At 37.9% G+C, this 18,151-nt stretch carries 24 protein-coding genes, 2 tRNA genes and 1 pseudogene; 23 read left to right on the top strand and 4 right to left on the bottom strand.

What is annotated here, in order from left to right; translation table 11 throughout:
- Positions 1-34: 34 nt before the first annotated feature.
- The 5 genes from ACZ5YP_RS05160 to ACZ5YP_RS05140 all read left to right on the top strand — a co-directional run bounded on the left by ACZ5YP_RS05160 (position 35) and on the right by ACZ5YP_RS05140 (position 3,950).
- Positions 35-1,189 (top strand): hypothetical protein, encoded by a 1,155-nt coding sequence (locus tag ACZ5YP_RS05160; RefSeq protein ID WP_464834699.1) that lies wholly within the window; start codon positions 35-37, stop codon positions 1,187-1,189.
- The gene (locus ACZ5YP_RS05155) at positions 1,174-1,470 is read left to right on the top strand and encodes a hypothetical protein (protein ID WP_464834698.1); all 297 of its coding nucleotides are present in this window, start codon (positions 1,174-1,176) and stop codon (positions 1,468-1,470) included. Before ACZ5YP_RS05160 ends, ACZ5YP_RS05155 begins: the two co-directional genes overlap by 16 nt.
- Before the next feature lie 109 nt (positions 1,471-1,579).
- Positions 1,580-2,185: a 30S ribosomal protein S3ae gene (locus ACZ5YP_RS05150; protein ID WP_464835957.1), complete on the top strand. Its 606-nt coding sequence runs from the start codon at positions 1,580-1,582 to the stop codon at positions 2,183-2,185.
- Between the two features lie 114 nt (positions 2,186-2,299).
- The gene (gene glmU, locus ACZ5YP_RS05145; RefSeq protein WP_464834697.1) at positions 2,300-3,547 is read left to right on the top strand and encodes a bifunctional sugar-1-phosphate nucleotidylyltransferase/acetyltransferase; all 1,248 of its coding nucleotides are present in this window, start codon (positions 2,300-2,302) and stop codon (positions 3,545-3,547) included.
- Between the two features lie 10 nt (positions 3,548-3,557).
- The gene (locus tag ACZ5YP_RS05140) at positions 3,558-3,950 is read left to right on the top strand and encodes a DUF2095 family protein (protein WP_464834696.1); all 393 of its coding nucleotides are present in this window, start codon (positions 3,558-3,560) and stop codon (positions 3,948-3,950) included.
- Here ACZ5YP_RS05140 and ACZ5YP_RS05135 read toward each other — a convergent pair.
- On the bottom strand, positions 3,943-5,166 hold the full coding sequence (locus ACZ5YP_RS05135) for a redox-regulated ATPase YchF (RefSeq protein ID WP_464834695.1): 1,224 nt from the start codon (positions 5,164-5,166) through the stop codon (positions 3,943-3,945). The genes ACZ5YP_RS05140 and ACZ5YP_RS05135 overlap by 8 nt on opposite strands.
- Before the next feature lie 70 nt (positions 5,167-5,236).
- Between ACZ5YP_RS05135 and ACZ5YP_RS05130 the strand changes: the two are divergent.
- The 17 genes and pseudogenes from ACZ5YP_RS05130 (at position 5,237) to ACZ5YP_RS05050 (ending at position 16,105) form a co-directional block, all read left to right on the top strand.
- Positions 5,237-5,903: pseudogene (locus ACZ5YP_RS05130) on the top strand (50S ribosomal protein L15e).
- Positions 5,867-6,343 carry an RNA-binding domain-containing protein gene (locus tag ACZ5YP_RS05125; RefSeq protein WP_464834694.1) on the top strand — a complete coding sequence of 159 codons (477 nt, stop codon included), beginning with the start codon at positions 5,867-5,869 and terminating at the stop codon, positions 6,341-6,343. Before ACZ5YP_RS05130 ends, ACZ5YP_RS05125 begins: the two are co-directional and overlap by 37 nt.
- 35 nt (positions 6,344-6,378) lie before the next feature.
- On the top strand, positions 6,379-6,993 hold the full coding sequence (locus tag ACZ5YP_RS05120; RefSeq protein WP_464834693.1) for a PHP domain-containing protein: 615 nt from the start codon (positions 6,379-6,381) through the stop codon (positions 6,991-6,993).
- Positions 6,994-7,455: an Rpp14/Pop5 family protein gene (locus ACZ5YP_RS05115; RefSeq protein ID WP_464834692.1), complete on the top strand. Its 462-nt coding sequence runs from the start codon at positions 6,994-6,996 to the stop codon at positions 7,453-7,455.
- Between the two features lie 235 nt (positions 7,456-7,690).
- Positions 7,691-7,775, top strand: a tRNA-Leu gene (locus tag ACZ5YP_RS05110).
- 66 nt (positions 7,776-7,841) lie between these two features.
- Positions 7,842-8,108, top strand: coding sequence for a hypothetical protein (locus ACZ5YP_RS05105; protein WP_464834691.1), 267 nt, complete (start codon positions 7,842-7,844; stop codon positions 8,106-8,108).
- 58 nt (positions 8,109-8,166) lie between these two features.
- On the top strand, positions 8,167-8,907 hold the full coding sequence (psmA, locus tag ACZ5YP_RS05100) for an archaeal proteasome endopeptidase complex subunit alpha (protein WP_464834690.1): 741 nt from the start codon (positions 8,167-8,169) through the stop codon (positions 8,905-8,907).
- A 50-nt stretch (positions 8,908-8,957) separates the two neighbouring features.
- Positions 8,958-9,653 (top strand): ribosome assembly factor SBDS, encoded by a 696-nt coding sequence (locus tag ACZ5YP_RS05095; RefSeq protein WP_464834689.1) that lies wholly within the window; start codon positions 8,958-8,960, stop codon positions 9,651-9,653.
- A gap of 4 nt (positions 9,654-9,657) precedes the next feature.
- Positions 9,658-10,389, top strand: a complete 732-nt coding sequence (gene rrp4 / locus ACZ5YP_RS05090; RefSeq protein WP_464834688.1) for an exosome complex RNA-binding protein Rrp4 — start codon at positions 9,658-9,660, stop codon at positions 10,387-10,389.
- Complete coding sequence (gene rrp41 / locus ACZ5YP_RS05085) at positions 10,379-11,116, top strand: exosome complex exonuclease Rrp41 (protein WP_464834687.1); 738 nt, start codon at positions 10,379-10,381, stop codon at positions 11,114-11,116. The genes rrp4 and rrp41 overlap by 11 nt, the downstream gene beginning before the upstream one ends.
- Positions 11,113-11,976 carry an exosome complex protein Rrp42 gene (gene rrp42, locus ACZ5YP_RS05080; RefSeq protein ID WP_464834686.1) on the top strand — a complete coding sequence of 288 codons (864 nt, stop codon included), beginning with the start codon at positions 11,113-11,115 and terminating at the stop codon, positions 11,974-11,976. Before rrp41 ends, rrp42 begins: the two co-directional genes overlap by 4 nt.
- Positions 11,977-11,978: 2 nt before the next feature.
- A complete protein-coding gene (locus ACZ5YP_RS05075) occupies positions 11,979-12,239 on the top strand; it encodes a 50S ribosomal protein L37ae (RefSeq protein ID WP_464834685.1) in 261 nt (86 codons plus the stop codon).
- Positions 12,240-12,244: 5 nt separating this feature from the next.
- The gene (locus tag ACZ5YP_RS05070) at positions 12,245-12,784 is read left to right on the top strand and encodes a Brix domain-containing protein (protein ID WP_464834684.1); all 540 of its coding nucleotides are present in this window, start codon (positions 12,245-12,247) and stop codon (positions 12,782-12,784) included.
- Entirely contained in the window at positions 12,774-13,031 is a 258-nt protein-coding gene (locus tag ACZ5YP_RS05065) for a KEOPS complex subunit Pcc1 (protein WP_464834683.1), read from the top strand. Before ACZ5YP_RS05070 ends, ACZ5YP_RS05065 begins: the two co-directional genes overlap by 11 nt.
- A complete protein-coding gene (locus ACZ5YP_RS05060; protein ID WP_464834682.1) occupies positions 13,024-13,392 on the top strand; it encodes a prefoldin subunit beta in 369 nt (122 codons plus the stop codon). Before ACZ5YP_RS05065 ends, ACZ5YP_RS05060 begins: the two co-directional genes overlap by 8 nt.
- Positions 13,393-13,516: 124 nt before the next feature.
- Complete coding sequence (locus ACZ5YP_RS05055; RefSeq protein ID WP_464834681.1) at positions 13,517-13,771, top strand: hypothetical protein; 255 nt, start codon at positions 13,517-13,519, stop codon at positions 13,769-13,771.
- 123 nt (positions 13,772-13,894) lie between these two features.
- The gene (locus ACZ5YP_RS05050; RefSeq protein ID WP_464834680.1) at positions 13,895-16,105 is read left to right on the top strand and encodes an elongation factor EF-2; all 2,211 of its coding nucleotides are present in this window, start codon (positions 13,895-13,897) and stop codon (positions 16,103-16,105) included.
- Between the two features lie 128 nt (positions 16,106-16,233).
- Here ACZ5YP_RS05050 and ACZ5YP_RS05045 read toward each other — a convergent pair.
- The 3 genes from ACZ5YP_RS05045 to ACZ5YP_RS05035 form a co-directional block, all read right to left on the bottom strand.
- A tRNA-Asn gene (locus ACZ5YP_RS05045) sits at positions 16,234-16,337 on the bottom strand.
- A gap of 57 nt (positions 16,338-16,394) precedes the next feature.
- Entirely contained in the window at positions 16,395-16,559 is a 165-nt protein-coding gene (locus ACZ5YP_RS05040) for an MBL fold metallo-hydrolase RNA specificity domain-containing protein (protein WP_464834679.1), read from the bottom strand.
- A 4-nt stretch (positions 16,560-16,563) separates the two neighbouring features.
- On the bottom strand, positions 16,564-17,673 hold the full coding sequence (locus ACZ5YP_RS05035; RefSeq protein WP_464834678.1) for an MBL fold metallo-hydrolase: 1,110 nt from the start codon (positions 17,671-17,673) through the stop codon (positions 16,564-16,566).
- A gap of 101 nt (positions 17,674-17,774) precedes the next feature.
- Between ACZ5YP_RS05035 and ACZ5YP_RS05030 the strand changes: the two genes are divergently transcribed.
- Positions 17,775-18,149, top strand: coding sequence for a nascent polypeptide-associated complex protein (locus ACZ5YP_RS05030; RefSeq protein WP_464834677.1), 375 nt, complete (start codon positions 17,775-17,777; stop codon positions 18,147-18,149).
- Positions 18,150-18,151 lie beyond the last annotated feature (2 nt).

Genomic DNA, 18,151 nt, shown 5'->3' with positions numbered 1-18,151 from the left:
CTCTTTCTGTTGCTAGCGTAAACCCGGTGGTTTATTGAGTGGAGAAGAAGCTCTTTTGAAACTCATAAAGGAAAAAGCTACAAGTTTTGTTATAATTCCAGATACTTCTCTTGACTCACTACTAGCTGCTTCTATACTACATAAAAACCTCTCAGAGTATGGTTTAAATGTAAAGTTATCACTTGATCCCAAATTACTCGTAGATTACCCCAAAGACCCTGCTATATTGTTAAATCTACCAGCTATAAGTGATGCACAAATCTCTATAGTTAGAAGAGATGAAAACACCTCGTTAACTGGAATTATTGTTTCAATAGTTGATAAACTACCCGGAATAGACAAATGGGATAAACTACTAGCTCTACTAGCTGCTTTCTATCATGGATTATACGATATATCCAGTGAGACTATTGGGACCATTGAAACCAGTTATTTTAAAGAACTCTCAGAGGAGAAAATAGTCCATAGCACACTGGGGCTTAGAGTTTGGGGTGCAAAGAGAGTTGGTCTTGCAACAGCTCTATCAAGAACTCTCCTCCCATTTATACCAGGAATAAGCGGTAATCATGAAAATGCTCGTAGAATAGTTAGTGAGATATTTAAATCGCAAGATACAAATGGTATTCGTTTAAAAGAGTTTGCGGGGAACCAAAAAGATCCTCTACGCGAAGTACTAAACCTCCTCGTCAAACACATTCAAAGCAATAGACAAATACCTCAACAAATAGCATACAAGTTACTAGGCGATTTCTATATCTCTATCCCAGAACTCGGTGAGACTTCAGAAATAGAGGCAAGTGAGTTGCTTGGTGCGCTTGTAGTATATAATAGTGTTTATTCAAATAGTCCTGAAGACCTACTCTTTATCTCTATTGAAAAATCTATTTTGAATGTTGCTTTCACAGTGTATAATGAAGTAATAGACAGTGTAGCCGAGAAAATAGCACGATATTTTGAAGTAGCGAGAAATGGAGATCCTATTCCGGCCGGCGAGCTATATCCTATTACTCGACCAGATTTAATAGTTGATGTTTTATCCTACGCGGGGGTTTTGCCATTAAGTCGTGTAGTGAAAATAATGGTAGATGGAAATACATATACTGTTCTAAGAGAATTAATACGTGTAAAAACCAAACCGAGCGAGGCATACTCGATTTGCGAGGAGAGTCAGCTGTGTCCAGTAAAGTAAAGAGTATTTTGGAATTGAAAACAAGTAATTGTAATCTATTAGTTGCAGTGAAAAACTCGTTAAGCCCCGATAACACCCAGGTAACTAGAGACATGTCTATTCGTGAATCCATAGTGAGATATAATAATTCGCTTTATACCTATAGAGTAGAAGTGGAAGTAGTAGGTGATCTTCTCCACGCATTAAAGAGAACATCTTCTACAATTAACGAATTACTCTTAATACTTAAATCCATTGAGAAAACACTAAATACTATTACTACTGGTTCAATACAAGAATAACTTTTTAAAGGTGAATTCATTTTAAAGGTTTTAGTGATTAAATTAAAGATGCTGAAAGAGGTGCTTTATCAACGTGTCTTCACGACCAGTAGTAAAAGACAAGTGGAAAATGAAAAAATGGTATGAAGTACTAGCTCCAGAAGAGTTTGGAGGAGTTAGTCTAGGTAGTATTCCAGCAGACGACCCAGACAAACTAATTGGAAGAGTAATAGAGACAACAATGTATGATCTAACAGGCGATATAACTCAAGTACATGTAAAACTATACTTCCAAATAATAAAAGTAGAAGGAGATAAAGCATATACAAGACTCAAAGGACACGAACTAGCTAGAGACTACATGAAGAGCCTTGTTAGAAGAAAGAGTAGTAAAATCCAGGGAATTTTCGACGTTGAAACAAAAGATGGTTACAAGCTAAGAGTAACTATTGTTGCACTAACAAGTTATAGGTGTAAGACTAGTCAAAAGAAGGCAATTAGAAAGATCATGCGTGAATACATATATGAAAAAGCACCACAATTAAACTACTATGAATTCATAAATGAGATATTGAAGGGAACTGTTTCTAATGATATAGCTGAAAGAGCTAGAAAGATCTACCCAATTAGAAGAGTAGAAGTATACAAAACCAAGCTGTTAATGATACCTACACCCGAAGGACCCAAACCAGCAGTGGTTATATCACCAATTCAATTAAAGAAGACAGCAAAGTAGTAATTCTTTTCTACTATACAGTGTTTTCACATATATCAAGAACTCCTAGTTCTCAACATCTATTCAAAACACCTTATTTTCTCAATCATATTAAAATACATTGAGGTGTATGAATTGGTAAAAGCTATATTGCTAGCTGCAGGAGAGGGTACTCGTCTCAGACCTATCACCGAAACCCGGCCTAAATCCATGATACCTATTCTATGCCGTCCAATAATAGACTGGCATATCAAAGCACTCATTGAAGCAGGTGTTGAAGAAATAGTAGTTGTTGTTGGATACTTAAAAGAACAAATAGTAAAACACATTGAGTCAAAAGAATATAGAAGCAGAGTTAAAATAGTAGAACAGGGAGAACTACGTGGTACAGGAGACGCTATAGTTAAAGCTAGCGAGAAAATCGGTGTGGGTGAGGATGTAGTAGTAGCCTATGCCGATGTTTTCCTCGAGGATTGGAGTATATATAGAGAACTAGCCAATAGAGATGGATACTACATAGTAGGTGTTAGAGTTCAAGACCCTCGTAACTATGGTGTTCTCGAAGTCAGAAATTCCAATCTCGTAAAAATAATTGAAAAACCAGAAATACCACCATCAAACCTTGTAAACGCTGGAATATACAAATTAAATACAAGCGATATTCTTGAAAACAAGGAAATACCTTTGAGTCCCAGAGGCGAACTAGAAGCGACAGATTTAATTACAAAAATAGCTTCATTGAAACCCGTAAAAGTATTAGTCTATGAGAAAAAGTGGATTGATATTGGTAAACCATGGCATATAATTGAAGCAAATAAAATAGCACTTGAAAACCACTCATTTGAGGTAAAAGGTAGAATTATTAATCCAGTCTTTATTCGAGGTAAAATCCATGTAGACGAAGAAAGCACTATATATCCATTTACAACAATTGAGGGGCCTGTCTATATTGATAGAAACGTGGAAATAGGGCCAAACGCATACATCAGACCATACAGTGTTATATGTAGCGGTTCCAAAATAGGCTTTTCAGTTGAAGTCAAAGAAAGTGTCTTATTTGAAAACGTCCATGCACATCACTTAGCATACATTGGAGATAGTGTTATATGTGAAAACGTAAATCTGGGAGCTGGCACTGTACTCGCAAATCTAAGACATGATGGAGCTACTGTTAAAATGACTATTAAGGGTATTCGAGAAGACACTGGTAGGAGGAAGCTAGGAGCTATAATAGGAGCAGGTGTTAAAACAGGTATCAACGTTTCAGTAATGCCTGGTGTAAAAATAGGTTCTAATTCATGGATTCTCCCCGGCGTCGTAGTATATAGAGATATACCAAGCAATACTATATATCCCCCAAAAACAAACACTATAAATGAGTGAGATGAGAGAAATGCCTGAATACGAGATAGATGAGTTTAAAAAGAAGTATCCTAGACTAGCCGATGAAATCCTATCTGGTAAAACAAAACAAATCAATCTACAAATACAGTTATTAGACCCGTGGAGAGGCTATGTCCCAACAGTAGTCGATTATATCAGAAGGTGTAAAACCATTGAAGAGGCATTTGAAGTTCTAGACTACCTTGTTAAAAGAGGCGAGTTAACCCAGGAACAGGCTGAAAAGTATAGAGAGGTTTTGAGAAGCGGCGGTATAGAGGCTTTTGGCGGTAGAAAAGAAGACGACTACTACTATAGAGAAGCAGTAAAGTACTGGAATAAACTAGCCAGGAAAATAAAACGTAGTGAAAGCGAGCTAGAGGAGAACATTGAAGAAACTACTTAGATTTAGCTGATACTATTTTAATAACATCATCGTCTTCTAAGACGTGTGTTTCACCGATTCTACGCTTTCTCTTCGCGTCTACTGCGTATAGAAAGCCTTCTCCAAGGTCTGTGTGTACCATGTATGCTAGTTCTCTAGCTGTAGTTCCCTTTTCCACTAGGTATGCATCGGGGAGTATGTTTCCATTGTGGTCAGTATACTTGTTTTCATCTTCTACTGGGTAAACAGTGATCATTCCGAGTTTGTCAAATACAGCTCTCTTCAATAACTCTTGCACACCTGTCGAACCATATACTTTTAAAACGTTTTTCTCAACTAGTTCTAGAGCCCTCAACTGCTCTCTACTAATTTCTCGCTGGATTATTTTAAACTCGCTGTCTCCAGGAAGGTATTCTACTACTCCACTCTGACTTGCTTTTCTCAGGATCAACTCTGCAAGTCCGCTAACAGGAACAACGTTTTCTACGCCGAACACCTCTATTAGTTTTTTAATGTTGTCTCTTGCTTCGGGATAGTCTGCTTTATTTGCTGCTATTATAATGGGTTTTGAAACCTCTCGTAGTTTAATAGCGAATTCTTCAATGTCGCTTTGACTCCATGTACGCGGGTTTTTATCGGCTAGTCCACTGAGTTTTATTGCTTCAACTACGTGTTTTCTCTTTATACTCAAACCCGTTAGGTTTTGATATATAACGTCTACTGGATTTTGCGCTGTAACTAGTACTCTCGAGATTTTAGAACTCCATACTCTTAAAACAACTGATTTAAACCACTCGTCTATTTCTCTCTTTATCAACTCGGCTTCTTCAACTGGGTTGTAAGTACCTGGTTTTCCCCTATTGCCCTCTAAATCCGTTGAGCCAGATGCGTCTACTACGTGGATTAATACATCAGCTTGTCTCAAATCATCCATAAACTTGTTTCCAAGACCTCTACCCTGACTAGCTCCTGGAATTAATCCTGCAACATCTATTATTTTCACTGGGATAAACCTATAGCCCCTTACGCAGAAGCCACTACGTGGATTACACGATTGTAGTCCTAGTTCGACGTGAACACACTTCTTTCTAAGATATGCTACTCCAATATTTGGCTCTATAGTTGTAAAGGGATGGTCTGCTATTTTAACTGGTATAAGTGTGAGAGCTGCGAATAATGTTGATTTTCCAACGTTTGTTTTTCCCACTATACCAATTATTTTTTCTGGGGGCGGCATTTTCAAGCAACCAGTTTATATAAAACCCCTAAAATCTATTAAAGTTAGATTTGGCAACGTGGTGTTTACGATGGCCAAGAGTATGTATCACTATCTAGCGGAAACATGGCATAAAATATACCAGGGGGAGTTAAAACACCTGTTGAGAGAGAGGTTAATAGAGTGGAGAAGACAGCCAAGTGTTGTTAGAATAGAAAAACCAACTAGACTAGATAGAGCGAGAGCACTTGGATACAAGGCAAAAATAGGATTTATAGTTGTAAGAGTAAGAGTACGCAAGGGTGGACAGAGAAAGCCAAGACCAGATAGTGGTAGAAGACCAAAGAGAATGGGTGTTTACGGATACGCTCCAGCAAAGAGTTTGAGGTTAATAGCAGAAGAGAGAGCTGCTGAGAAAGTATAGAAACATGGAGGTTTTAAACAGCTACTATGTTGGAGAAGACGGTAAATACAAGTGGTTTGAAGTAATACTAGTAGATAGAAGCCACCCAGCTATCTGTAGAGACCCAGAGATAAAATGGATTTGCGAACCACAAAACCGTGGAAGAGTATTTAGAGGATTGACAAGTGCTGGTAAGAAAATGAGAGGATTAAGAAAGAGTAGAGGACTCAAGGGAACAATATACTACAAGTGGAAGAAGAAACAGAAAGAACGCGAACTTAAGAAACGCCATGAAGCAAGTAGGGGAGCGCGTGACCCATGGCAGGTAGCAGAGAGATTGAAAGAAGAAAAGTAGAGGTTTTTCAAGTAGAAATAACTACTTTTTGTCATGCTACGGAAGACTGTCTACGTGTAGAACACGCCATCAAGAACCTTTTACCCCAAGAACTCAGAAATGCTATTAATATAAGTGTAGATAGCCAGGAAGGATACTATGGAAATCCAATAAACATACTTAGTACTAAAATAACGCTGAAAAACCATATAGATGCACTACTAAAACACTTGTCTACAACACTACCACAAATTGAAAAATCAATATTGAAGACAACTTTTGACTTGCGATTCGACCCTTCAACAAGGAGGTTTATAATTAGGTTTTCTAAGCAAGACCTATATCTTGGAACACTGAAAATAAGTGATACAGACGACGTAGTTAAATTAGCAATGTTTTTCAAAAACGCCAAGCGTAGAAATGATGTTTTAGAATACCTTGCTAGTATTGGATTAATATAGTAATTTTCTGCTCTAACTAGACATAGGTGTACTTATTGCCAATTAAAGTATTCGTGGATACGTACGTGAAAAAATGCGATTTAAAAACACTTAATACAGCTTTTAAACTCGGCTATAGAATTCTCGTGTGTGAAGAGATAAGTGAACAACTAGTCTCTAATGAAAACGTTAGAATTGTAAAGAAAATTGTTATATCAAGCGAGTCTACTGAGGATTTAAAAAAACAGTTATGGAGAATAAACCATAAGAAGTATTTTATCACAGTAGAACCATTATCAATAGAAGTAGCACGCTGGTCTGCACACGATACTAGAATAGATAGTATAATTATAACTCCACGCAACATCGAGTTATTTGATAAAAAACAAATTGGAATAATGAAACACTATTCAAAACCACTCGAAGTAACACTACCAGTACTCCTCAACGAGGGTAAAGCTGGGAGTTTACTATATAGGCGGTTGAGGTTATTTGCTTCTCGTAAAATTCCACTAATAGCTTCTTCTATGGCTTCAAACTGGTTTGAATTAACCCCTCCATACTCCTATATTGCACTCTTAGAAACACAATTCGATATTCCAAGAAACCACGCATATACAAGTATTTCTCTTACACCTAGAGTAGTGTTGAGTAGAAAAGAGGTGGTTTAAGTGTATTTTGAATACATTAGTATATCAATCCTTTTAATCTCGCTTATTCTACTAGTAGTAGTGCTTGGTTTACTCTTCAAGTCCATAAAGTACTATATTGGACTTAGAAAACTAGTTGAAGCAAAAATTAAACCCGTTGGAAAACCCAGAAAGAGATATATTGTCTTTACAGCACTATGCGAGGAAAAAACGAGTTTAAAAGACTTGGAAGAAGCCCTGAGAGAAATGATGATTAAATACTATGGAGTTGGAGTATATAGAAAAGCATCGCCCCAAATAATCTTCTTTGATGAAGCCAAGGGAGTGGGAGTTATAAGAGTACTACACACATGTACCAAGCACTTAATAGCAACACTTGGCTTGACAAAAAGAGTTGGAAATACAAATTGTATACTAATACCCTTAAAGACAACTGGTACATTGAAGAAGGCAAAAGAATATATTCGTAAAAACAAGATTTAACAGGTTCAAAACATATTGTAAAACGGATGATGAAGCCGCTCCAGAATGAATAGTGATTACTTCGCGACGATCTGACAGAGAAACAAGTAGATAATAGTATCGAATGTGTGTTGCATCAAACCGGTTTTATCTCCTAGTGTTTGTTTCCTGTTTTATACTGTATAAACCTAATATCTTGTTGATCAAAACCAGCAACAGCATTTAAACCCCCCTTTACTATAAATTAGATAATGGTGCGGGGGTGCCCGAGCCTGGCCAAAGGGGGCGGACTTAAGATCCGCTGGCGTAGGCCTGCGTGGGTTCAAATCCCACCCCCCGCACTCTCCTGAGAACCCTTGAATATTCATATAATTCTATTAATACTACAATCTACAGGTGATGTAGAATTGAAGTGTATAGAGTTAGAAGTAGAAAGCAAGGGTTGTCCAAGCTGTGTGAGAACTATAATACCTCACTTATTGAAGATAAAGGGTGTTAGAGGAGTAAAGACTATTCGAAATAAAGTCTATGTCATTATTGAAGACCATGTTGAACCAGGAGTAATTGTTAATAATTCTGAAATAAGGGATTTCTATATTATCCGCTCATGGAGTATACACAACGATACAGATAGGTGTAGTGAAAAAAGTGTTTTTAAACTCACAGGACTATAATGAAGAGTAATATTTTACTCCCTTTTTACAATACTGGTTTATAGTGTGTGGTGATATTATGGGTTTATCAATGGCTGCAGCTTACGATAGAGGTATAACTATATTTTCACCAGATGGTAGAATATACCAGGTTGAATACGCATTTGAAGCTGTTAGAAGAGGATGGACTACACTTGGAATAAAAACAAAGACGACAGCTGTTATTGCTGCCGAGAAGAGAAAGATATCTAATCTACAAGACGAGAAATCTATTCAGAAAATCTTCAAAATAGATGAGCACATTGGAGCTAGTTATGCAGGTATGGCTGGAGATGGTAGAATACTATTAGACTACGCTGTACAGAGAGCACTAATCCACAAATTCTACTATGATGAACCAATACCAGTAGAATACCTTGCAAAACTAGTATGTGATGTAAAACAACTATATACTCAACACGCTGGAGTAAGACCCTTTGGTGTATCAATTATATTTGCTGGAGTAGACGATAAAGGACCTCAACTCTACATGACAGAACCAAGTGGTAGATATGCTGGCTACTATGCAACAGCTATTGGAGAAAAAAGCAATAACGTACTTGAATTCCTAGAGAAAACCTATAAATACGATTTAGAAGTAGAAGACTCGATTAAACTAGCAATAGAAGCTATTGCAAGTATTATTGAGAATAAACCGCTTGAAAACTACATGGAAGTAGGATATGTAGATATATACACTGGTAGATTTAGAATACTCAGCCCCGACGAGATTAAAACATATATTGATAAACTAGTAAGTGAAGGTAGGATTAGACTATAACGTCGACTACATGATTTTCTACTTTTACTCTAAAACCAGGTGGTTTTTGCTTGAAGGATAAATACGTCGTTGTAAAATACGAAGCAAAAGGTCATAGATTTGAGATATTAGTAGACCCTGACAAAGCACTCGAACTCAAATCAGGTAAGAGTGTTAGTTTAGAGGAAGTACTAATAACAGATACTATTTTCAAAGACGCAAAAAAAGGACTTAGAGCTTCACCAGAATCCATGAAAGCTGTTTTCGGAACAGACGACCCTAGAACAGTAGCACTAGAAATAATTAAACGAGGAGAAATACCATTAACAACAGAGCAACGTAAAAAACTAGTTGAAGAGAAAAAAGCACAAATAATCAATTTAATAACGAAAAACGCCATAGACCCCAAAACAAAACTACCAATACCGGCAAAGAGAATAGAGTTAGCTATGGAGCAGGCTAGAATAAGTATAGACCCGTTTAAACCAGCAGAACAACAATTCGAGCAAATTGTAAGCCAGCTAGCAAAAGTTATACCAATAAAAATCGCGAAAGCATACGTTATCGTGAAACTACCAGCTGAACACTCTAGTAAAGGATTAAAACTACTACAATCAATGGGTACAATTAAAAAAACTAGATGGTTGAGTGATGGTAGTCTAGAAGCAGAACTAGAAATACCTGCTGGTCTACAACAAGAACTCATAGACAAAGTAAATGCTTTAACCAAGGGAACCGGAGACGTGAAAATAGTTAATGTAGGGTGAAAACTTGAAGATTCTCGTAGCAGATAGACAAATCGTTAGACCTGGAGACTGCCTCGCAATACTAGAAAAAGAAGAAGCACTCCCCGAGGGAGAATTCAAGTATTTTCCAGATAGACACATCTACATATACAAAAACAAAGTATTTAGTGATGTAGTAGGAGTAGTTAGTACAAACGAGGGAAACCTCACTGTTATACCATTAGAAGGAGTTTACATACCCAAAAAAGACGATATTGTAATCGGAGTAGTAAGCGATATTGGATTATCATACTGGATTGTAGACATTAAATCACCATATAAAGCAATACTGCCAGCATCAGATGTAATAGAGGGGTTTAACCCCGCAGTCCACAATCTAAGAAACTACTTGAATATCGGCGACTACGTACTCGCTAAAATAGCAGCGTTCGATAGACTAAGAGACCCTGTTTTAACAACAAAGGGTAAAGGACTAGGTAAAATAATAGATGGAATTGTAATAGATATAAAACCAAGTAAAGTAGCCCGTGTAATAGGTAAAAAGGGAAGTATGCTTAACATTCTAACTACTCTCACAAAATGCGAAATCATTGTTGGATTAAATGGATATATATGGGCGAAGTGTCCAGACGAGCAAACACAAAGTGCATTGATAAAAGTAGTTAAGTTGATAGAGTCTAAAGCACACATGAGGGGGTTAACAGAAGAAGTAAAAATGCTTTTAGAATCAATGCTTGGTGAGAAACATGGCGAGTAAACCAGTTCTAATTAGAGAAGATGGTAGAAGAATAGATGGTAGACTACCAGACGAGTTGAGACCAGTAAAAATAACAGTAGGTGTATTGAAAAACGCCAATGGAAGTGCGCTAGTAGAATATGGTGGCACAAAAGTAATAGCTGCAGCATATGGTCCACGTGAAGCAGTACCTAGACACATGGTTATACCAGATAGAGCAATACTCCGTGTTAGATACCACATGGCGCCGTTTTCAACGGAAGAGAGAAAGTCGCCAGCGCCGACAAGAAGAGAAATAGAGTTGTCAAAAGTTATCAGGGAGGCTCTTGAAGCAGTAGTATTTACCAATATGTTTCCAAGAACTGGAATAGACGTGTTTATAGAGGTATTACAAGCCGATGGTGGAACGAGAACAGCTGGTTTAACGGCAGCATCTCTCGCACTAGCTGATGCCGGTATACCCATGAAAGACCTTGTAATCGGAGTAGCAGTTGGAAAAGTAGATGGTGTTCTCGTACTAGATGTAAATGAATTAGAAGACCAGTATGGTGAGGCAGACTTGCCAATAGGTATAGCGCCAAATCTGGGAGAAGTAGTATTATTCCAGTTAAACGGTGTATTGACGAGAGAAGAGATGAAAACAGCTCTCGACATGGCGTTTAAGGCTTCTGAACAGATCTATAAAATCGCGAAGGAATCACTACACAATAAATACATGAAGATGATTGAAGAGGTGAAAGTTCAATGAGTATTACTCCTGAACGAGAGTTAATACCGAGAATGCAAGTAGAACACATGTTGAAACTCATTAAACGAGGCGAAAGAATAGACAACCGTGGGCTACTAGACTATAGACCAATAAACATCATATTATCCCCACTAGAAAAAACAGAGGGAAGTGCACTAGTCAAACTTGGAAAAACACAAATACTAGTTGGTGTAAAACTAGAACTGGGTACACCATTTAAAGATAGACCAAACGAGGGAGTTTTACAAGTACACGCTGAATTCGTACCACTTGCATCACCCTCATTCGAGCCGGGCCCGCCAGATGAAAACGCTGTTGAACTAGCAAGAGTAATAGATAGGTCTCTAAGAGAACCAAAAGTTGTTAAACTAGATGAATTAGTAGTTGAGCCCGGTAGAGTAGTCTGGGTTGTATACAACGACATATACTTAATGGACTTTGCTGGAAACGCTATGGATGCATCAATGCTTGCTTCAATGGCTGCACTAGCTACATCTAAAATACCAAGGCTGGAAAAGACAGATGACGGATATAGAATTGATAGAAGTATCAGGGAAAAACCACTTCCAATATCAAACTACGTAGTAACAGTTACTATGGCTATAATAGGAGATATAATACTAGTCGACCCAACACTAGAAGAAGAAAACATAGCAGACGCTATTTTAACAATAGCAGTAGATGAAAACGGGAGAATTTGCGGAGCACAAAAACGCGGTGAAAAAGGAATTTCAAGAAACACAATGGAGAAAGCAATCGACATAGCACTAGATAAAGGTAAATGGTTAATAAGCCAGTTAAAAAATGTTTTAAATAACCCGGGTGAATACACTAAACCACTATCGGAGATAGGTGCTTAGATATGGGTAAAACCAAAGTTGTAGGAATAGCTGGTAGATATGGAACAAGATATGGAGCAACACTACGTAAGAAAGTAAAGGAAGTATTAGAAAAGAGATATGCACCACACACATGTCCATTCTGCGGGCACAAGGGAAGAGTAACAAGAATAAGCACTGGTATATGGATGTGTAAAAAGTGTGGAATGAAGTGGACTGGAGGAGCATATCTACCAAGAACAGAAGTCTCCAAGACTTTTCCAAACATAATTGTTAGGGAATAGGTTTTTTGATCGTCGTTACAACTTCTCGTAGAACAACCCAGAGAATACGCTCGTTTGTAAAAGACTTAGTTTCAATTCTACCCTCCTCAGTGAAAATCAATAGAGGACATAAATCCCTACTAGAACTAGCAATTGAAGCATGTAAACTAGGAGCTAAATATTTCCTAGTTGTTACAGAGTGGAGAGGTAATCCAAGAGCAATAAACATATATGAAGTAGAAAAAACACAGCCACACCACGTAGAATACAAGGAAATAGCGACTATTCTAATACGCGGAGTAAAACTATCACGTGAAAACCCAGAGTCTTCAAGAGCATATGGTATAAGTAGAATTGGAGTAGACTACTCAAAGTGTATTTCCGACGACTGCTTCTACCTCGCTGATTTACTAGTCAAAATACTACAAGACAAGATATCCGAGAAGCCAGAGTTGAAAATAGTTCTCGAAGAAGACAAGTTCATAGTAATTAAAGCTCTAAACATACACGAAAAACCAGTTGGACCAGTACTAAGAGTAGAAAAAGTGGTTAGACATGGAGATTAAATTATATAGCCTTGAATACCAGTTTGAAGTAGAAGACAGAGAACTACTAGAATCAATATACAACTCAATAGCCCCAGAAACTAGAAATCTACCAGAAGACTGTGTCGGCAGCGTGGATTTAACGAGTGGAAAACTAATTGTGAAATTCGAGTGTTCTAGTTTATCGAAGCTTATGGCTTTAAACAATAGTTTTATAGGTGTTTTAACAATGTTATTGGAGGTAGTGAGAGTGGTTAAAAATGAGTGAGAAAACTCTACCCCCAGAAGCACGTCAATTACTAGTACAATACCAAACACTTAGAGAACACTATGCCAGAATAGACGCTGAATTAAAAATAGTTGAAGCAGAATTGAGTGAAATAGAGAGCATTATGGATACACTAAAGACTGTGGGAGATGATGTAGAATTATACAAGGCCGTAGGACACATATTAGTAAAGAAGTCTAAAAGCGATGTATTAAAAGAACTAGAAGAGAGAAAAGAACTACTTACAATAAAGAGAGACAAGTATAGAAAACAACTAGAATTCCTAAACAAGCAAATAAGTGAAACAGAAAACAAACTCAGAGAAACTCTATCCAAGCATGGATTAATAGCATCAAAGTAAACACTACAACAAAACAACACTAAACTAGAATCCCCGAGAAAGGTGAATAATACTGAGTAAAAAAGAAAGAGAGAAAGAATACCTTGAAATACTAAGAAAACTCTCAGATGTAGAACTCGAAGAGTTGATTTCATACCTGGAAAAAGAGACAAGTAAGTACTTGGAGGAAATACTACCCCCAAAAACAGATTTCAGCGTCTCTATTAGTATTGCTAGGAGAGAAGAAGGCGTAGATGTCTCAGTAGAAGTTTCCATTAGAGGTAGACTTCAAGAATACCGTGAAGAAGCAAAATCAGCTATAAACTACGCTAGAAACAAATTAATTGAATGGCTTGAATTACACAGAGAAAAAATAGGTAGAGACACGGGAAAAGAATAATTTTTAATATTGAGCCTTCACTCACTGCGAAGTAGCATTTAAAATTGCGATTCAGTTATATAAAGGTATAAATTGCTATTTTTCAATTACATTGTTTTGAGTGCTTAGTAGTGGTGTAGAATCTTGGTTAAATACAAACAAACACTAGAAGTATTAAAAATAATGAAGAACATTGACCAAATAAGAAACATAGGTATTACTGCACACGTAGACCACGGTAAGACAACTCTATCAGACACACTACTCAGCATGGCCGGCCTCCTATCAGAAAAACTAGCTGGACAGGTATTAGCACTAGACTACTTAGACATAGAGCAAAAACGTCAAATGACTGTTAAAGCTGCAAACGTCAGCCTCTACCACGAATACAAGGGTAAACCATACGTTATCAACCTGATAGACACTCCTGGACACGTAGACTTCCAATCCAGAACTCTAAGAGCTCTTAGAGCTCTAGACGGTGCAATAGTCGTAGTCGACGCTGTCGAGGGAGTAATGACACAGACAGAAATGTATTTGAGAGTTGCACTAGAAGAGAGAGTTAGACCAATACTATTCATTAACAAAATCGACAGGTTAATCAAGGAGTTAAAGCTATCTCCATCTGAAATCCAACAGAGACTAGTACAAATCGTAAAAGACATTAACACTTTAATTATGAACTACGCCGACAAAGAATTCCAGAAAGCATGGCTTCTAGACCCTGCCAAGGGACAAGTAGCTTTTGGATCAGCTAGAGATAGATGGGGTCTAACAATACCACTCGCAGCACAGAAAGGTATAAAGATCAGCGATATAATCGACGTATACAATAGAGGAAAAGACGCCGTAGCAGAACTACAAAAAGCTGCTCCACTACACGAAGCAATACTCGACATGGTTGTAAAATACATTCCAAGCCCGAGAGAAGCCCAGAAATACAGAATTCCAAAGATCTGGCATGGAGATCCAAACAGTGAAATAGCAAAATACATGATGGAGTGCGACCCCAACGGCCCATTAATTATGATGGTTACAGACGTAAAAGTAGACCCACACGCCGGACTAGTAGCCACTGGTAGAATATTCTCTGGTACACTTAGACCAGGCGAAGAAGTATACCTAGTCAACGCTAAATCACCACAGAGAATACTACAAGTAAGCCTCTACATGGGTCCATATAGAGAGCTAGCAGATGAAATACCAGCTGGAAACATCGGTGCAGCTCTAGGACTAGACAAGGCTAGAGCAGGTGAAACCGTAGTACATCCAAGTCTAAAAGACGTAATGGTTCCATTCGAGAGAATGAGAATGATTACAGAGTCTGTAGTAACAGTTGCACTAGAACCAAAGAACCCGCAACAATTAACAAAACTAATAGACTCACTCTACAAACTGCACTTAGAAGACCCAAGCCTCATAGTGAAAATAAATGAAGAAACAGGCGAGTATCTACTAAGCGGTGTTGGTACACTACACATTGAAATAGCATTAACTCTACTCAAAGACCTATATGGATTAGATGTAGTAGCATCACCACCAGTAATCGTGTATAGAGAGACCATTAGAACAGAGAGCAAGATATTCGAGGGCAAATCACCCAACAAACACAACAAGTTCTATATTAGTGTAAGACCACTAGACGAGGCAACAATTAAACTAATACAAGAAGGATTAATCACGGAAGACATGGATCCACGCGAGAGAGCAAAGATATTGAGAGAACACGCTGGCTGGGATGCCGATATGGCTAGAAGAATAATTGCAATAGATGAAAACATCAACATATTCGTAGATATGACAACAGGTGTACAACACCTAAGAGAAGTAAAAGACACTGTAGTACAAGGATTTAGACTAGCAATGAAAGAAGGACCACTAGCACAAGAACCAGTTAGAGGACTACTCGTTATACTACACGATGCAGTCATACACGAAGACCCAGCACACAGAGGACCAGCACAGATATATCCAGCAATAAGAAACGCAATATTTGCTGGTATGCTAACATCACAGCCCACACTACTAGAACCAATACTCAAATTCGACATTAAAACACCAATGGAGTACATTGGAAACCTCTCAGTACTCATAACCAAGAAGCGTGGTAGAATAATAGATATTCAACAATCAGAAAACCTAGCTAGAGTAATAGCCGAGATACCAGTATCAGAATCATTCGACATGGCAGACATGTTGAGAAATGCAACAGCTGGAAAAGCAATTTGGGGACAAGACTTCAGCAGATGGGCCCCAGTACCAGACTCAATGCTAATGGACTTAGTAGCCAAGATAAGACAACGCAAAGGACTCAAACCAGAACCACCCAAACCAGAAGACTTTATTTCACTCTAGCACAACTAGTTTTTCTCCCAATCACTAATAAAAATCCTCAATTGACCCTCCTAAGTAAAAACAAATACTAACCAGGCAATAGTATCTATTACTTAATTGTATTGTTTCAAAAAGGAAAACTAGTTTAACGCCGGGGCGGGGATTTGAACCCCGGACCACCGGGTTTCTGCCAGGCTTGAACCCCAGCTAGTGGTTAACAGCCCGGCGCTCTTCCAGGCTGAGCTACCCCGGCTCCTTTATTCTTTTATTAGAAGGGGGATTTTAAACAATATCTCTTCGTGTTTTCTATTTACTCTTTAATTTCTACTGTTTCACCGTTTTGTGGAATATGTATTTCTAAGTCTTCTCCAAGCTCGTTTCTTATCTTGTTTGCTAATCCAAATGCTTCTTCTTCGCTTCCGTGAACTATGACTAGTCGTTTCAAGCTATCTTTAAATCTACTTATGTATTTCACTATGTCATCTCTTCCTGCATGACTTGAAAAGTCGAGCCATTCTAGTCTCAGCCGCTATTTTCTCTGGGTTTTGATCGTCGAGTATGCCTGTCTCTAGTATTTTATGGCCGTTACTATTTGGAGCTTGATAGCTTACTAGTATAATCGAGTTTCTTGGATTTCTATACAAGTGTTTAAAGTAGTATAGTGCGGGGCCTCCCTTCAACATACCTGCTGATGCAATTATTACACATGGTTTCTTCAATATCTTCTTTCTCATAGAGTAGTCTGTTACAAAGTTTATTCCTTCAACTACTTTTGCAAAGAGGCCTGGGTCTCGAAGGTATTTCTTGTGTTTCAAGTAAACATCTGTTATATCTCTACTCATACCATCAATGTATATGTCTATGTAGGGTGCTTGTGAGTATATTATAGACATTACTTCTTGTGTCCTACCCACACTGAAAGCAGGAATTAAAACCACGCCTCCATTATCAATTGTTTCTTCGACTATTTCTAGTAGTCTCTTTTCTACTAGGTGTCGTGGAGGGTGGTTTCTATTACCATATGTTGATTCAACAATTATCGTGGTTGGTGATATAGTTGGTACATCAGCGCTTGGCAGAGTCCATGTTTGTATTGTATTAAAGTCTCCAGTATACAATACTTTCTCGCCACTTGGTGTTTCAACGTATACAGTAGAACTGCCCAGTATGTGTCCAGCATTATACAATCTAACTCCAAATCCATTAATGCTTACTTCTTCACCGTAATCGAGGAATTCAGTGTTGTTATACATTCTATCAAATTCTCTTATTTCATAGTCAATGTAGTATGCATTAAGTCTTAGAAAGTCGAGAATTAACAGTCTTGCAACATCAAGTGTTGGTTTTGTAGCTATTGCTCTTGGAGCACCACTAATATAGAGGTATGGAGCTGCACCTACATGGTCTAAGTGTGCATGTGATATAACAACTGCTGATATATCAACCGGCCTCACGTGTAGTGGTAGTCTCGGAGTATCTTTCTCGTCGAAGTTTACACCATAGTCTAACAATATACTACCCTCTCTATCCTTCAACAATATTGCTGACCGCCCAACTTCGCGTCCACCACCAAGGATTTTTACCTCCATTCAACCACCATTAACGTATGCTTTCAAATCGCTGAGTCCACAACTCAACAATGAAAATATAAGCACCAACCTTAATAAAAAGTGGAGAGAGGTGTGCTTACTTGGCGTTTTACAGTCCACACGAACTTAAAAAACTTCTAAAACGCTATGGTGTAGAAGTAGAAGAACTCAAAGATATTGAAAGAGTAGAATTCTATAGTGGTAAAAAGAAGATCGTAGTATCAAACCCCCAGGTAATAGCTTTCAAAATGTCTGGTCAAATCTTCTACCAAGTAGTTGGAAGCGAAGTAAGAGAGGAGGCGATTGAAGAGAAGAAACCGGAAACTCCACAAGAACAAGTAAAGTTCTCAGAAGAAGACGTCAACTTTATAATTGAATATACAGGTGCTCCGAGAGAAAAAGCAATTGAAGCATTAATTAAAGCCAAGGGAGACCTAGCCAAGGCTATAATGATTATACGCGGCGAAGAGTCATAACC

Source organism: Sulfophobococcus zilligii (assembly GCF_055398255.1).
This window is presented reverse-complemented; position numbering and strand designations above follow the sequence as displayed.

Bases quoted from the DNA above. Each gene is read 5' to 3' on its own strand.
- ACZ5YP_RS05150 (WP_464835957.1), top strand. From the start codon at position 1,580: ATGAAAAAATGGTATGAAGTACTAGCTCCAGAAGAGTTTGGAGGAGTT.
- ACZ5YP_RS05140 (WP_464834696.1), top strand. From the start codon at position 3,558: ATGCCTGAATACGAGATAGATGAGTTTAAAAAGAAGTATCCTAGACTA.
- ACZ5YP_RS05135 (WP_464834695.1), bottom strand. From the start codon at position 5,166: ATGCCGCCCCCAGAAAAAATAATTGGTATAGTGGGAAAAACAAACGTT.
- ACZ5YP_RS05125 (WP_464834694.1), top strand. From the start codon at position 5,867: ATGGCAGGTAGCAGAGAGATTGAAAGAAGAAAAGTAGAGGTTTTTCAA.
- psmA (WP_464834690.1), top strand. From the start codon at position 8,167: ATGGGTTTATCAATGGCTGCAGCTTACGATAGAGGTATAACTATATTT.
- rrp41 (WP_464834687.1), top strand. From the start codon at position 10,379: ATGGCGAGTAAACCAGTTCTAATTAGAGAAGATGGTAGAAGAATAGAT.
- rrp42 (WP_464834686.1), top strand. From the start codon at position 11,113: ATGAGTATTACTCCTGAACGAGAGTTAATACCGAGAATGCAAGTAGAA.
- ACZ5YP_RS05075 (WP_464834685.1), top strand. From the start codon at position 11,979: ATGGGTAAAACCAAAGTTGTAGGAATAGCTGGTAGATATGGAACAAGA.
- ACZ5YP_RS05065 (WP_464834683.1), top strand. From the start codon at position 12,774: ATGGAGATTAAATTATATAGCCTTGAATACCAGTTTGAAGTAGAAGAC.
- ACZ5YP_RS05060 (WP_464834682.1), top strand. From the start codon at position 13,024: ATGAGTGAGAAAACTCTACCCCCAGAAGCACGTCAATTACTAGTACAA.
- ACZ5YP_RS05035 (WP_464834678.1), bottom strand. From the start codon at position 17,673: ATGGAGGTAAAAATCCTTGGTGGTGGACGCGAAGTTGGGCGGTCAGCA.